Origin of the sequence: Amycolatopsis sp. NBC_01307 (genome assembly GCF_035975215.1) — a bacterium.
Lineage (GTDB): Bacteria > Actinomycetota > Actinomycetes > Mycobacteriales > Pseudonocardiaceae > Amycolatopsis.
The window spans coordinates 6,043,148-6,058,589 of sequence record NZ_CP108403.1 but is presented as its reverse complement, the minus strand read 5'-3'; the positions used below and the strand labels follow the sequence as shown (position 1 = coordinate 6,058,589).

Below are 15,442 nucleotides of genomic sequence, written 5' to 3'. Positions count from 1 at the left end.
CCTCTGGGACGTGTCCAGCGAGCCCGTGACGAAATCCGGCGTGCCCCCGCGTCGCCGGGCCAGTGTGCTGCCCCTGCTCTCGGTCGGCGTGCTGCTGGCGGCCGTCGTCGCCGTCGGGCTGATCGCGCTGACCGGCGGTGCCGGTTACGTCATCGCGGGCCTGCCGGACCCCGGGCTGGTCACCAAGTACGGCATCACCGTCGTGCGCGTGCTGTCCGAGGCCGCGTCCGTGATCTGCGTCGGTTCGCTGCTGCTGGCGGCGTTCCTGGTGCCGCCGCAGAAGTCCGGCACGCTCGGTCCCGAGGGCTACGGCGCGCTGCGCGCCGCCGGGATCGCCGCCTGGGTGTGGTTCGCCGCGGCGCTGCTCTCGGTCGCCTTCACCGCCGCCGACACCGCCGGGAAGCCGTTCGGCGACGTCCTGGACCCGCAGACGCTGCTCGACCTCGTCGGCGCCATCGAGCAGCCCAAGGCGTGGCTGTGGACGGCGCTGATCGCCGTGCTCGTCGCGCTCGGCTGCCGGCTCGCGCTGTCCTGGGGCTGGACGGCGGTGCTGTTCTTCCTGGCCGTCGGCGGGCTGGTGCCGGTCGCCGTCACCGGCCACTCGGCCAGCGGCGGCTCGCACGACGTCGCCACCAACAGCCTGCTGTTCCACCTGGTCGCCGCGTCGCTGTGGGTCGGCGGGCTGATCGCGCTGCTGGCGCTGGGCTACCGGCGCGGGGCGCACTTGAGCCTGGCCGCGCAGCGGTTCTCGCGGCTGGCGCTGGTCTGCTGGATCGTGATGGCGATCTCCGGCGTGATCAACGCGCTGGTCCGGATCGGCCTGAACGACCTGTTCACCACCGACTACGGCCTCCTGGTCGTCGCCAAGACGGTGGCCCTGCTGCTGCTCGGCGTCTTCGGCCACCAGCAGCGCCGCAAGGGCGTCGCGGACCTCGTCGACGGCAGGGGCGGCGGGCAGCTGCTGCGCCTGGCCGCGGTCGAGATCCTCATCATGTTCGTCACGCTCGGCATCGCCAGCGGGCTCGCCAGGACGCCGCCCCCGGCCGACGCGGTCACCCAGCCGTCGACGACCGAGCTGCTGATCGGCTACAACCTCGACGGCGAGCCGACGCTGTGGCGGCTGCTCTTCGACACCCGCTTCGACCTCGTCTACGGCACCGCGGCCCTCGTCTTCGGCGTGCTGTACCTGGCCGGCGTCCGGCGGCTGCTGCGCCGCGGCGACACCTGGCCGGTCGGCCGCACGGTCGCCTGGATCGCCGGCTGCGTGGTGCTGCTGATCGCGACGTCGTCGGGCATCGGCCGCTACTCGCCCGCGATGTTCAGCGTCCACATGGGCAGCCACATGCTGCTCTCGATGGTGACGCCGGTGCTGTTCGTGCTGGGTGGCCCGGTGACGCTCGCGCTGCGCGCGCTGCCCGCCGCGGGCAAGGACGACCCGCCGGGGCCGCGCGAGTGGCTCGTCGCCTTCGTGCACTCCCCGGTGTCGCGGTTCCTGACCCACCCGGTGGTCGCGCTGGCGCTGTTCGTCGGCTCGTTCTACGCGCTGTACTTCTCGGGGCTGTTCGACAACGCGCTGAGCTACCACTGGGCGCACCTGGTGATGAACGCGCACTTCCTGCTCGCCGGGTACGTCTTCTACTGGCCGGTGATCGGCGTCGACCCGGCGCCGCGGCGGCTGCCGTACCTCGCAAGGCTCGGGATGATGTTCGCCGCGATGCCGTTCCACGCGTTCTTCGGCGTGATCCTGATGAGCAAGCAGACCGTGATCGGGCAGGCGTTCTACAGCCAGCTGCACCTGCCGTGGGTCTCCGACCTGCTGACCGACCAGCGGCTCGGCGGCGGCATCGCGTGGGCGGCCGGCGAGATCCCGGTGCTGCTGGTGCTGATCGCGCTGCTGGTGCAGTGGGCGCGTCAGGACGAGCGCGAGGCGAAGCGGCGCGACCGGCGCGAAGCGGTGACCGGCGACGAGGAACTCAACGCCTACAACGCGATGCTGAAGAACATGGCCGACGGGAAGCGCGCCGAATAGTCTCGACTTCCGGTTGAGCTTGAGACTCCGGCGATCGGCCGTTCCGGTGATCCGCGGCTGACTTTCGGTAGCCCGACGGTGACCGGCGTCAGGTCGCGATCAGGTGCGCTCTACGATCGTGCGTATGGCCGAGTTCATCTACACCATGAAGAAGGTGCGCAAGACCGTCGGGGACAAGGTCATCCTCGACGACGTCAGCACCGCGTTCTACCCCGGCGCCAAGATCGGCGTGGTCGGGCCGAACGGTGCCGGTAAGTCCACCGTTCTCAAGATCATGGCGGGGATCGAGCAGGCCAGCAACGGCGAGGCGTTCATCCATCCCGGGTCGAGCGTCGGCATCCTGATGCAGGAGCCGGAGCTCAACGAGGAGAAGACGGTCCGCGGGAACGTCGAAGAGGGCCTCGGCGAGATCAAGGTCAAGCTCGACCGGTACAACGAGGTCCTCACGCTGATGGAGACCGAGTACACCGAAGAGCTGATGGAGGAGATGGGCCAGCTCCAAGAGGAGCTGGACCACGCCGACGCCTGGGAGCTCGACTCGACCGTCGAGCAGGCGATGGACGCGCTGCGCTGCCCCCCGCCCGAGGAGGCCGTCACCCACCTGTCCGGTGGTGAGCGCCGCCGCGTCGCGCTGTGCAAGCTGCTGCTGTCGGCGCCAGACCTGCTGCTGCTCGACGAGCCCACCAACCACCTGGACGCCGAGAGTGTCCTGTGGCTGGAGCAGTTCCTCTCCCGCTACGCCGGCGCCGTCCTCGCCGTCACCCACGACCGGTACTTCCTGGACAACGTGGCCGAGTGGATCATGGAGATCGACCGCGGCCGCGTCGTCGGGTACGAGGGCAACTACTCGACGTACCTGGAGAAGAAGCAGGAACGCCTCGCGGTCCAGGGCAAGAAGGACATGAAGCTCGCGAAGCGCCTGAAGACCGAGCTGGAGTGGGTCCGGTCGAACGCCAAGGCGCGCCAGACCAAGTCCCGGTCGCGGCTCGACCGCTACGAGGAGATGGCGGCGGAGGCGGACAAGCACCGCAAGCTCGACTTCGAAGAGATCCAGATCCCGCCGGGCCCCCGGCTCGGCAGCGTCGTGGTCGAGGTCGACAAGCTCAAGAAGGGCTTCGACGAGCGCGTCCTCATCGACGGCCTCTCGTTCGACCTGCCGCGCAACGGCATCGTCGGCGTGATCGGCCCGAACGGCGTCGGCAAGACCACGCTGTTCAAGACAATCGTCGGGCTCGAGGAGCCGGACGACGGCATCGTCAAGATCGGCGAGACGGTCAAACTGTCCTATGTGGACCAGAACCGCGGCGGGATCGACCCGAAGAAGACCGTCTGGCAGGTCGTCTCCGACGAGCTGGACTACATCCACGTCGGCCAGACCGAAATGCCGTCGCGGGCGTACGTCTCGGCGTTCGGCTTCAAGGGCCCGGACCAGCAGAAGCCGGCGGGGGTGCTCTCCGGTGGTGAGCGCAACCGGCTCAACCTGGCGCTGACCCTCAAGCAGGGCGGGAACCTGATCCTGCTCGACGAGCCGACGAACGACCTGGACGTCGAGACCCTGGGCTCGCTGGAGAACGCGCTGGAGCAGTTCCCCGGCTGCGCTGTGGTGATCTCGCACGACCGGTGGTTCCTCGACCGGGTCGCGACGCACATCCTGGCCTGGGAAGGCACCGACGAGAACCCCGCGCAGTGGTTCTGGTTCGAGGGCAACTTCGAAGGGTACGAGAAGAACAAGGTGGAGCGGATGGGCGCCGAGGCGGCCCGCCCGCACCGTGTCACCCACCGCAAGCTGACCCGCGACTGAGGGGGCGGGTTTCCCCGTGGAAGCCAGCAAGCAGCACTTGACGGGCCCGCTCGCGCCGTCGACCGCCACCTCCGCCGGAGGACGCGCGTCGACGGGCACCGAGAGCGGGCGATCCGCCAATGCCGGGGGAACCCTCTCCGCCGTCGGCCGGCTCATCGAGCGGGCGGACGCGCTGCACCTGCGCGCGCCCGAGCTCGCTCTGGTCCTCGGCGAACGCGCGGCCGCGCTGGCCGAGGCCGCCGGGGCCGACGAGCAGTGGATCCGGGCCGAGAGCCTGGTCGTGTCCGCGCGCGTCCGGCTCGGCGACCGGCCGGCCACGGTCGGGCGGGCGGTCGCGGCGTTGCGCGCGGCCGAGCACGCCGGGTACGGCGACATCGCCGCCCGGCTGCGCATCGACCTCGCCGTCTGCGCCCGCAGCCTGGGCGTGCCGCTCACCGGCCTGTCGGCGCTGCGCCCGGTGCTCACCGACCCCGTCGTCTCGCCGGTGCACCGCGCCGCCGCGCTCACGCACCTGGTCGGCTGCCTCGCGCAGATCGGCCGGAAGTCCGAGCTGGACCGCGTGCTCGTCGAAGCCGACAAGCTCGTGCTGGGCGACGACTCGCTGGGCGCCGACACCCAGCTGCTGGTGCGGGCGCTGCTGCGGGTCGGCACGGCCGCGCACCGGCGCCGCCACGGCGACCTGACCGCGGCGGCCGACGCCGCCCGCACCGGGCTGGGCTTCCTGGAGAAGCTCGACAACCCCTCCGACGACGGCGGGCTCGTCCGGATCCGCCTCGTCCTGCTGCTGGTCGGCACGCTGCTCGACCGCGGTGACAGCGAAATGGCTTACGAGATCGCCGAGCCGATGCTGGCCGAGCCCATGCGCGCCGCCGGCGTCGCGCCCGCGAGCTGGCTGCGGCTGGCCGTCGCGACCCGGATCCACCTGCCATCGGGCTCCGGCGAGGCCGCGATCGAGCTGGTCCGCGAAGCCGTCGCGAGCACCGACCGGCACGGGCTGTCCGCGGTCACCGCACGGCTGTGGCTGGAGCTGGCGCAGCTGCACGAACGCTTCGGCCAGGCCGAGGAAGCTATCGCGTGCCTCTACCGCTCGCGCGCGGCCGAGCAGCTGTACGCGCGAGCCCGGCGGCAGGCGTGCAACGTCCTGGCCGGCGAGTTCGGCACCGGCGAACCGGCGTCGATCGACCTCGACGAGGTGCTCAAGGCGGTGCCGTCGCGGCCGGTCCCGGTCGTCGCCGCCGAGCCCGCCCCGGCCTCCGTCGCCCCCGCTGCCCCTGTTGCCCCCGCCCCGCAAGCTCCGGCTTGGTCCTTCGGCAGCCGCGAGCCGGAATCCGGGACGCCGGCGCCCGCGTGGTCGTTCGAACGGCCCCGGGCGAGCGCCGACGCGGCCGAGACGACGTTGCTGCCGGCGGTGCGGGACGAACCCGCGCGGCCGGAGCCGGTGGTCGTCGAGCGTCGCCCGGAGCGGCCCGCGACCCGGCCGGAACCGATCGAGGTCCGCTCGGCCGAGCGTGCCCCCCAGCTCGAGACACGGGAGCGTCCGGAGCCGGCCGAGGTTCGTCCGGCGCGGGAACGGCGCCTGGAACCGAGCGAAGCCCGCGCGGCCGAGCCCGGCCGGCGGCCGGAGCCGAGCGAGGCCCGTCCGCCGTGGCAGCGCGCGGGCACGGGCGAGAACCGGGCCGTGGAAGCGCGGCCGCAGTCCCGGGCCGAACGGCGGTCCGCGTCCGAGCCGCGCCTGGATCCCATCGAGGTGCGCTCGGCGAAGCCGGAGTTCCGGTCCGAGCCGGTCGAGGTCCGCCCGGCGCAGCCCGATTTCCAGTCTGAGCACGACGAAGTCCGGTCGAAGCCGGAGTTCGGCTCGGAGTCGGCCGACTTCCGGTCCGGCCGCCGTGCCGCACCGGAATCCGGCCGGTCGGCCGCGCCCGAGTCCAACGGCCACTCGGCGCCGCAGCCCGCTGCCGAGGCGCCCGAGTCCAACGGCCACGCGACGCCGCAGCCCGCCGCCGAGGCGCCCGCCGGAAACGGGAAGGCCAAGTTCTCCTGGGCCGCCGTCGCCGAGGCCCGGCTGCGGGAGACCGCCGCCGAACGGGAGTCGGCACCCACGCGCGTGACGCCGGCCCTGCCGCTCGCGCCCGAACCGGCGGCCGAGCGGGAACCGGTGCGGCGCGAGCCGCAGCCCTCGACCCGGCACGACTCCGAGCACGGTTCGCAGTCGGTGCTGGACCGGCTCGGGATCTCCGCTTCGGGTGGTGGCGGGGGCCGCGGCCGCCGCCGAGCCGAGGACGCCGAAAGCCCCCGTGCGGAGCCGGCGCCCGAACCGAAGCGGCCGGAAGCCCTCGCGCCGGCACCGCGTCCCGAGGACTACAGCGACGACGCCGAGCCGTGGCTGCCGCGGCTGCGGATGCCGCCGTCGCTGGAGCCGATGGAGGACTTCGGGCACTGGACGCCCGCGACGGCGCCGTTCCCGGAGAGCTACGCGCGCGCCATCGCCGAGGACGAGCCGCCGCCGGACGCCGGTCTCGCCGACCTGCTGGCCCGCGCGCTCGCCGAGCACCAGGCGGGCACGGCCAGCGCCGCCGCGCTCGTCAAGCAGCTGGGGTCGGAGGACAACGGCGGCCGTCGCAACGGGCACGGCCGCAACGGCCACGGCGCGGAAGTCCCGGACACCCGCCGGCACGGCTCGTCCGACTGACCCGCTCCGCGCCGACGTCGAACACCGCCACCCATCGCCGGGTTCGTGTCGGCCGCATCGGCGAACGCCGTTCATTCGGTGAGACACCGTCTTTCGTCGCCGACTCGCCGGCGGCCCGGGAGAGTGGGATGCGTCGCACTTCGCTGTCGGTGACCGGCCGTCACCGTTCGCCGAGCGGCTCGGGACCCTCCGTCGCGCGGGTCTGCTGAACCGATCATGTAGCCACCGCGCTGCGCACCGGCCGGTGCGCGCGGCTGGTCAGCGCCGCGGGAAGGCCCGCAACACAACCCGTCAGTAGCTTGACCGATCACGCGAATCCGCAGGCCCATAAGGGTTTTCCGGCGCCCGGCAAGCTCCGGGTCTTCGTGTGTTCCTCCAGCCCGGCGGATTAGTGTGGGGTGGCCGGCGTTCAACGCCGAACCCGGCGCGGAGTCACCCACGCATCTTGGAGAGTTGCCTCGAATGAGCTCGACCGGAGTCTCGTCCCCACCCGGAACCGGAGCCGTCACCGAACCCGAGTTCGGTCCCGCGCGCTCCACCCTCAGCCCGGAGCAGATCAGGGACGACCTGATCGACGCCGCCGCCGGGCTGGCCCCGGAGATCGGCGAGCTCATCCGGCTCTACTACCGGCACATCCCGGCCGAGGAGATCGTCGGCGACGAGCCGGTCAACCTGGTCGGCGCGGTCCGCTCGCACCGGCAGCTGGCCCAGCAGCGGATGCCGGGCCGCCCCGCCGTGCGGCTGCTGAACCCGACCGTCGCCGAGGACGGCTGGGCCCGCGAGGCCACCGTCGTGCAGGTCGTCACCGACGACATGCCCTACCTGGTCGACTCGATCGCCGCCGAGTTCGCCCGCGACGGCGTGCAGGTGCAGCGGATCGTCCACCCGATCGTCGTCGTCACCCGCGACCTGACCGGTGAGCTGCTGGAAGTGCACCCGGACGCGGACCCGGCGCAGCCGCCCGCGAACTCGGCCGCCGAGTCGTGGATGTACATCGAGATCGACTTCGTCACCGACCCGCACCGGGCCCGCGAGCTCGACAACCGGCTCTCCAGCGTGCTGGGCGACGTCCGCGAGGTCGTCGAGGACGCCGAGAAGATGGCCCAGACGGCCTGCCAGCTCGCCGGCGAGCTGGAGACCGACCCGCCGCAGCTGCCCCAGGCCGAGGTCGCCGAAGGCGCCCGCCTGCTGCGCTGGCTGGCCGACGGCCACTTCACGTTCCTCGGTTACCGCCGCTACGAGCTGGTCGAGAACCCGCACCCGGACTCCGACGAGCCGGCCCTGCGCGCGGTCCTGGCCTCCGGCCTCGGCGTGCTGCGCCAGGACAGCCTGGCCGCGCGCGGCCTCACCGCCGGCCCGGACAGCTCGACGACCGCGCTCGCGCCGTCGCTGCTGGTGCTCACCCAGGCGAGCGCGCCGTCGACCGTGCACCGGCCGGTCTACCCGTACTACGTCGGCGTGAAGACCTTCGACGCCGAGGGCACCGTCACCGGCGAACACCGCTTCCTCGGCATGTTCACCACCACCGCGCTGCACGAGAACGTCCTCGACATCCCGGTGGTCTGCGACCGCGTCCGCGAGGTCATCCACCGCGCCGGGTTCCCGATGGAGTCGTTCTCCGGCCAGCGGATGCTCGAGGTGCTGCAGAACTGGCCGCGCGCGGACCTGTTCTCCGCCGACACCGACTCGCTGTACTCCACGACGACCGGCGCGATCACGCTGTCGGACCGCCGCCGGCTGCGGCTGTTCCTGCGCCGCGACCCGTACGGCCGCTTCTACTCGTGCCTCGTCTACCTCCCGCAGGACCGCTACACGACGCGCTCGCGGCTCGCGATGCAGGAAGTCCTGCTCGAAGAGCTCGAAGGCACCCAGCTCGAATACAGCGCCCGCATCGGGGAAACCGTGCTGGCGCAGGTGCACTTCATGGTCCACACCGATCCCGCGCGCGGCCAGGAGCCGGACACCCCGCGGATCCAGGACCGGCTCAACGACGCCGTCCGCAGCTGGGACGACCGGATGGTCGAGGCGGTCCTCGACGAGCGCCGGGAGCGTTCGGACGGCGGCGTCGCGGTCGGGGTCCTCGGCGAAGAGTCGGCGACCGAGCAGGGCCAGCGCTACGCCGGCGTCTTCCCCGAGGGCTACAAGGAGGACTTCTCCGCCGAGGAGGCCCTCTCCGACCTGCGTGCCCTCGACTCGCTCTCCGACGAAGGCGACCTCGCGCTGTCGTTCTACCTGCCGGGCGACGCCGAGCCCGGCGAGCGGCGGTTCAAGCTCTTCCTGCGCGGTGAGGGCGTGACGCTGTCGAAGGTCCTCCCGGTGCTGCAGGCGATGGGCGTCGAGGTCGTCGACGAGCGGCCGTACGAGCTGCACCGGGAAGACGGCGGCCCGTGCTGGATCTACGACTTCGGCCTGCGCATCAGCCAGAAGATGCTGGGCCAGCAGCCGGACGACGCCGCCGTCGCCGAGCTGCGCGATCGCTTCCAGGACGCCTTCGAGGCCGCCTGGCGCGGCGACGCCGAGGTCGACGGCCTCAACGGCCTCGTCCTGCGCGGCGGGCTCACCTGGCGCCAGGCCGCCGTGCTGCGCGCGTACTCGCGGTACCTGCGCCAGGCCGGCAGCGCGTTCTCCCAGGACTACATCCAGAACACGCTGCTGTCCCACACCGAGGTCGCCACGAAGCTGCTGCGGCTGTTCGAGGTCCGGTTCGACCCGTTCCTCTCGGACGCCGACCGCGAGGCCGCGACCGACGGCCTGGCCGGCGAGCTGAACGCGCTGATCGACGAGGTCACCAGCCTCGACGAGGACCGGATCCTGCGCCGGCTGATGGCCGTCATCCGGGCCACCCTGCGGACGAGCTACCACGTCACCGACGCCGAGGGCGCGCCCCGGCCGTACCTGGCGATCAAGCTCGACCCGAGCGGCGTGCCCGACCTGCCCGAGCCGCGGCCGCGCTTCGAGATCTTCGTGTACTCGCCGCGCGTCGAAGGCGTGCACCTGCGCTTCGGCGAGGTCGCGCGCGGCGGCCTGCGCTGGTCGGACCGGCGCGAGGACTTCCGCACCGAGATCCTCGGGCTGGTCAAGGCGCAGGCGGTCAAGAACGCCGTCATCGTGCCGGTCGGCGCGAAGGGCGGCTTCGTCGTGAAGCGCCCGCCGGTCCCGACCGGCGACTCCGGCATCGACCGCGACGCCCAGCTCAACGAGGGCATCGCCTGCTACCGCATGTTCATCTCCGGCCTGCTCGACCTGACCGACAACCGCGTCGAGGGCAAGACCGTGCCCGCGCCGGGCGTCGTCCGGCACGACGCCGACGACTCCTACCTGGTCGTCGCGGCGGACAAGGGCACCGCGAAGTTCTCCGACATCGCCAACGAGATGTCGGCGCAGTACGGCTTCTGGCTCGGGGACGCCTTCGCCTCCGGTGGCTCGGTCGGCTACGACCACAAGGCCATGGGCATCACGGCGAAGGGCGCCTGGGAGAGCGTCAAGCGGCACTTCCGCGAGCTGGGCAAGGACACCCAGGCCGAGGACTTCACCGTCGTCGGCATCGGCGACATGATGGGCGACGTCTTCGGCAACGGCATGCTGCTGTCCGAGCACATCCGGCTGGTCGCGGCGTTCAACCACATGCACGTCTTCCTCGACCCGATCCCGGACGCGGCGGCGACCTACGCCGAGCGCCGCCGGCTGTTCGACCTGCCGCGCAGCTCGTGGGACGACTACGACCGCTCGCTGATCAGCGAGGGCGGCGGCATCTACTCCCGCTCGGCCAAGTCGATCCCGGTCAGCCCGCAGGTGCGCGAGGCGCTCGGCCTCGACGCGAGCGTCACCGCGCTGGCGCCGATGGACCTGATCCAGGCCATCCTGCTGGCGCCCGTGGAGCTGCTCTGGAACGGCGGCATCGGCACCTACGTCAAGGCGGAGACCGAAACCCACGCCCACGCCGGCGACAAGGCCAACGACGCCATCCGCGTCGACGGCAAGCAGCTGCGCGTCAAGGTGTTCGGCGAGGGCGGCAACCTGGGCCTGACCCAGCTCGGCCGGATCGAGTTCGCCCGCGAGGGCGGCAAGATCAACACCGACGCGCTGGACAACTCGGCCGGCGTCGACTGCTCCGACCACGAGGTCAACATCAAGATCCTGCTCGATCACCTGGTGCAGACCGGGAAGCTCGAGCAGGCCCAGCGCAACGCGCTGCTGGAGGAGATGACCGACGAGGTCGGCGCGCTGGTGCTGGCCGACAACTACCGGCAGAACGCGGTGCTCGGCGTCAGCCGGGCGCACGCCGGGCCGATGGTCTCGGTGCACGCGCGGCTCGTCGCGTCGCTGGTCGCCGAGGGCGCCTTCGACCGCAAGCTGGAGGCGCTGCCGAGCAACTCGGAGTTCCGCGAGCTGGAGAAGGCGGACAAGGGTCTCACCTCGCCGGAGCTGGCGACGCTGCTCGCGCACGTCAAGCTGGAGCTGAAGGACGAGCTGCTGGCCAGCGACCTGCCCGACTCGCAGGTCTTCGCCGGCCGGCTGCCGGAGTACTTCCCGAAGCCGTTGCGCGAGCGGTTCGCGCCGGCGATCGGCGAGCACCCGCTGCGCCGCCAGATCATCACCACGCTGATCGCGAACGAGGTCGTCGACGGCGGCGGCATCTCGTTCGTCTACCGGCTGATGGAGGAGATGAACGCGACGGCGACCGACGCGGTGCGCGCGTACGCCGTCGTGTCGCGGGTGTTCGACCTCCCGTCGCTGTGGAGCGCGATCGACGCGCTGGACAACGTCGTGCACACCGACGTCGCCGACGAGATGACCCTGGAGACGCGGCGGCTGCTCGACCGGGCCGCGCGCTGGTTCCTCACCAACCGGCCGCAGCCGCTGGCGCCGCTGGCGGAGATCAACCGCTTCGGGCGGGTCCTCAACGAGCTGGTGCCGAAGCTCGGCGACCTGCTGCGCGGCCGGGAAGCCGAGTCGGTGCAGGCGAAGGTGGCGGAGCTGACCGCCGGGCACGTGCCGGCCGAGCTGGCGCGCCGGATCGCCTTGCTGCTGCACACGTTCGGCTTGCTCGACGTCACCGAGGTCGCGGAGCTCGCCGAGCAGCAGATCGGCGTCGACGCGACGCACAGCCCGGCCGAGACGGCGGAGCTGTACTACGCGCTGTCGGCGCACCTGGACGTCGACAAGATGCTCACCGAGATCAGCGCGCTCGAACGCGGCAACCGCTGGCACGCCCTCGCCCGGCTCTCGCTGCGCGACGACGTCTACGGCTCGCTGCGGGCGATCACGCTCGATGCGTTGCGGCACAGCGATCCCGGGTCGTCGGCGGACGCCAAGATCGCGCAGTGGGAGAAGACCAACGCCTCCCGGCTGCAGCGGGCGCGCGTCGCGCTCGACGAGATCACCAAGTCCGGCCGCCTCGACCTGGCGACGCTGTCGGTGGCGGCCCGCCAGATCCGGAGCACGGTGCGGTGACCTACGTTTCGCTGGTCCGCCCGCGCTGGACGGACATGGACGTCTACGGGCACGTCAACCACGCCAAGATGGTGACGCTGCTCGAAGAGGCCCGTATCCCGCTGCTGTTCGAGGGCGCCGTCTCGGCCGGGCTCGAGCAGCTGCCGAAGGGCATCGTCGTGGTCAAGCTCGAAGTGGGCTACAAGGCGCCGATCGTGGTGACCGGGCAGGAGCTCCGCGTCGACATCGACCTGGCCGAGCTGAAGGCGGCGAGCTTCACGCTGGCCTACCGGGTGCACAACGGGCCGGCCGAGGCGGACCCGGTGGCGGTCACCGCGCAGACGGTGCTGGCGCCGTACGACACCGTCGCGTTGCGGCCGCGTAGGCTCACCCCGGCCGAGTCGGAGTTTCTGAAGCAGGGGTTCGCGGATGCCTGAGTTGTTCGTGCCGGACGCGGCGGACCGGGAGACCCTCGGCGCGTTCGTCGCCCGCGCGGTCCGGCTGGACGGCCAGACGGCCGTCCGGCTGCGCCAGCGCGGCGACGGCGTGGTCGAGGCCTGGACGGCGACGCCGTTCGAGTGCCTGGCGACCCGCGCGGTGGCCGGCGACGTCACCCCCGGCGACGTCACGGTGTCCGGCAACGAGCTGCTCGCCGCACTGACGGTGGCGGGCGCGCCGCGGATGGACCCGGGCCCGGCCCGCGACCTGCTCTGGCACGGCGAGCTGCCGCCGCGCGGCCCCTGGCCGCTGGTCGACGAGCTCCCGGCGCACGTCGTCGCGGAGCTGGCCGACCGGGGCGTCACGCTGGCCCGCGACAACGCGGGCCCGCACGGCAACCCGCCGGCGTCGCTGATGGACCAGGCGGTGCTCACGGTCAGCGGTGGCGCGCAGGAGGTCAAGGTCCAGATGCGCTGCCTGTTCGCCTTGTCCGGCATGGGTTTCGTGGACTCGGGCGTCGAGGGTGACGTCGTCCGCGTGACGGCGACGGACTCGTGGCTGCGCCTGGACGCGCGCTACGGCGCGATCCTGCGCCGCCGCCACGCGCTGCTGCCGCTGCTGTTCTGAAGCCTTACGGATTCCTTGCGAGCCGGGCGATCACCCGGCCGCGGTGGCACGCTGGGCTCATGACCCCGGACGACGACCCCACGGCGGACTTCCTCGACGGTGTCCGCGCCGAGGAAACGCCGTGGCGACGCGACCGTCCGGTGGGTGAGAAGGCGCCCGAGGGCGTCGAAAGACCTGAGAGGTGGGGCCGCACGCGTGCGGCGGGCCGGGCGGCTGCCCAGGCGGCGCCCTACCTCCAGGCCGCGGCCCTGGTGGCGTGGTTGGCGAGCGGCGCTTTCGACGACGGCTCGGGCTCGGGCGACCAGTCCGGCTAGTGCGGGTCCGGCGGCCAAGGGCGAGCCAGCCGCGAACCGGCCTCAGACCAGCCAAGCCGCAGAGTCGGCCGGGAGCTTTCCGTCCACCAGCGGACTGCTCGACAACAGCACCTCACCCGGCGGCAGCGCGATGGGGCTGGCGGACGTGTTCAGCGCACAAACCAGCCCACCACCCCGGCGGCGGAACGCGAAACACCCCGCCGGCGCGCCGTACCACTCCAGTTCGTCGCCGCCGAAGGCCGTGTGGGTCTTGCGCAGCTCGATCGCTTGGCGGTACAGCGAGAGCGTCGAATCGGCGTCTTCTATCTGCTTCTCCACCGTCAGCTCGGCCCAGTCGCCCGGCATCGGCAGCCAGGTGCGCGGGTTGCGGGAGAAGCCGAACGGTGGCAGGTCGCCCTCCCACGGCAGTGGTACCCGGGAGACGTCGCGGCCGAACTCCGCGCCGCTCGTCTTGGCGCGCGGGTCGGCGATGGCCGAAACCGGGATGTCGACGTTGGCCAGCCCCAGCTCTTCGCCGTTGTACAGGTAGACCGCGCCGGGCAGGGCCAGCTCGACCAGCGCCATCGCCCGGGCGCGGCGCACGCCCTGCGCGCCGCCGCCGTAGCGGCTGACCTGGCGCCAGACGTCGTGGTTGCTCAGCGTCCACGTCGCCGGCGCGCCGACCTTCGCCGGCACGGTCAGGGAGCGCTGGATCGCCGTGCGCATGGCGTCGGCGTCGAAGTGGGTCAGCACCAGCCGGAAGTTGAACGCCAGGTGCAGCTCGTCGGGCCGCAGGTAGCGCGAGAGGCGCTCCTCGTCGGTCACCCAGATCTCGCCGACGGCCATGGTCTCCGGGAACTCGTCGAGCACCTTGCGGATCATCTGGTGGATCTCGTGGACGCCGTCGTAGTCCCAGCGCGGGTCGTAGTAGTCGGTCGGGGTGAACCCGCCGGCCCGCGGGTCCATGTCCGGCAGGCCCGGCGGCTTCGCCATGCCGTGCGCGACATCGATGCGGAAGCCGTCCACACCGCGTTCGAGCCAGAACCGCAGGGTGCGTTCCAGGTCGGCGGCGACCTCGGGGTTGGCCCAGTTCAGGTCCGGCTGCTGCGGCGCGAACAGGTGCAGGTACCACTGGCCGTCTGGCACGCGGGTCCACGCCGGGCCGCCGAACGCGCTGACCCAGTTGTTCGGCGGGTCCTCGCCGCGCGGGCCGACGCCGTCGCGGAAGACGTACCGTTCGCGCTCGCGGCTGCCCGGCGCCGCCGCCATCGCCGACTTGAACCAGGCGTGCTGGTTGCTGGTGTGGTTCGGCACGACGTCGACGGTGACCTTGATCTTGCGCTTGTGCGCCTCGGTCAGCAGGACGTCGAAGTCGCCGAGGGTGCCGAACATCGGGTCGACGTCGCGCGGGTCGGCGATGTCGTACCCGTGGTCGGCCATGGGGGAGCGGTAGAACGGCGTCAGCCACAGCGCGTCGACGCCCAGCAGCTCCAGGTAACCGAGCCGGGACCGGATGCCCTCCAGGTCGCCGACGCCGTCCCCGTCCGAATCGGCGAACGAGCGCACGTAGACCTGGTAGAAGACGGCTTCCCGCCACCACTCGAGCGCTTTCCGGGGGCCCCGGGTGGCGGAGCCCCCGGCCCGGGGCGAAGCCCCGGATGTTTCGGCGTCCTCCGGCTCGGCTCTCATCAGACGAAGCTGTTCATCATGCTGTGCGCGGCCATCTCCAGGTAGGCCCACAGTTGCTGCCGGTAGGGCTCGTCGAGGTTCTCTTCGTCCACGGCGATCCGGATGCAGCGCAGCCAGGCGTCCCGCTCGATCGGCCCGATCTTGAACGGCGCGTGCCGCATCCGCAGCCGCGGGTGTCCGCGCTGGTCGGAGTAGGTGTGCGGGCCGCCCCAGTACTGCATCAGGAACAGCCGGAAGCGTTCCTCGGCCGGGCCGAGGTCCTCCTCCGGGTAGAGGGGACGCAGGATCTCGTCCCGCGCGACTTCCTCGTAGAACCGCCCGACGATCCGGCGGAACGTGGGTTCGCCGCCCACCGCTTCGTACAGGTTCGCCGGTTCGCTCACTGGTGACACGCCTCCCATTTTGCCCTTCGGCCCAAGGTTCCCGACGCCCGGTACCGCTGC

Annotated in this window: 9 protein-coding genes; 7 read left to right on the top strand and 2 right to left on the bottom strand. The window is 72.0% G+C overall.

Translation table 11 applies throughout. From position 1 onward, the window contains the following. The first annotated feature begins 10 nt into the window (after positions 1 to 10). From OG439_RS25980 to OG439_RS25950, 7 genes are all read left to right on the top strand, one after another. Complete coding sequence (locus OG439_RS25980) at positions 11 to 2,029, top strand: cytochrome c oxidase assembly protein (RefSeq protein ID WP_326943452.1); 2,019 nt, start codon at positions 11 to 13, stop codon at positions 2,027 to 2,029. Positions 2,030 to 2,153: 124 nt separating this feature from the next. Continuing rightward, the gene (ettA, locus tag OG439_RS25975; RefSeq protein ID WP_247055465.1) at positions 2,154 to 3,830 is read left to right on the top strand and encodes an energy-dependent translational throttle protein EttA; all 1,677 of its coding nucleotides are present in this window, start codon (positions 2,154 to 2,156) and stop codon (positions 3,828 to 3,830) included. Between the two features lie 16 nt (positions 3,831 to 3,846). Continuing rightward, complete coding sequence (locus OG439_RS25970; protein WP_326943451.1) at positions 3,847 to 6,519, top strand: tetratricopeptide repeat protein; 2,673 nt, start codon at positions 3,847 to 3,849, stop codon at positions 6,517 to 6,519. Between the two features lie 462 nt (positions 6,520 to 6,981). Continuing rightward, positions 6,982 to 11,973: an NAD-glutamate dehydrogenase gene (locus OG439_RS25965; RefSeq protein ID WP_326943450.1), complete on the top strand. Its 4,992-nt coding sequence runs from the start codon at positions 6,982 to 6,984 to the stop codon at positions 11,971 to 11,973. Then, a complete protein-coding gene (locus tag OG439_RS25960; protein WP_326943449.1) occupies positions 11,970 to 12,389 on the top strand; it encodes an acyl-CoA thioesterase in 420 nt (139 codons plus the stop codon). The genes OG439_RS25965 and OG439_RS25960 overlap by 4 nt, the downstream gene beginning before the upstream one ends. Beyond that, positions 12,382 to 13,017, top strand: a complete 636-nt coding sequence (locus OG439_RS25955) for a hypothetical protein (protein WP_326943448.1) — start codon at positions 12,382 to 12,384, stop codon at positions 13,015 to 13,017. The genes OG439_RS25960 and OG439_RS25955 overlap by 8 nt, the downstream gene beginning before the upstream one ends. A gap of 59 nt (positions 13,018 to 13,076) precedes the next feature. After that, positions 13,077 to 13,331, top strand: a complete 255-nt coding sequence (locus OG439_RS25950) for a hypothetical protein (protein WP_326943447.1) — start codon at positions 13,077 to 13,079, stop codon at positions 13,329 to 13,331. 42 nt (positions 13,332 to 13,373) lie between these two features. Here the strand turns inward: OG439_RS25950 and OG439_RS25945 are convergent, their stop codons facing one another. Both OG439_RS25945 and OG439_RS25940 read right to left on the bottom strand, forming a co-directional pair. Continuing rightward, positions 13,374 to 14,999 (bottom strand): glycoside hydrolase family 13 protein, encoded by a 1,626-nt coding sequence (locus OG439_RS25945; protein ID WP_326943446.1) that lies wholly within the window; start codon positions 14,997 to 14,999, stop codon positions 13,374 to 13,376. Then, on the bottom strand, positions 14,999 to 15,382 hold the full coding sequence (locus OG439_RS25940) for a globin (protein ID WP_326960134.1): 384 nt from the start codon (positions 15,380 to 15,382) through the stop codon (positions 14,999 to 15,001). Before OG439_RS25940 ends, OG439_RS25945 begins: the two co-directional genes overlap by 1 nt. Positions 15,383 to 15,442: the final 60 nt, after the last annotated feature.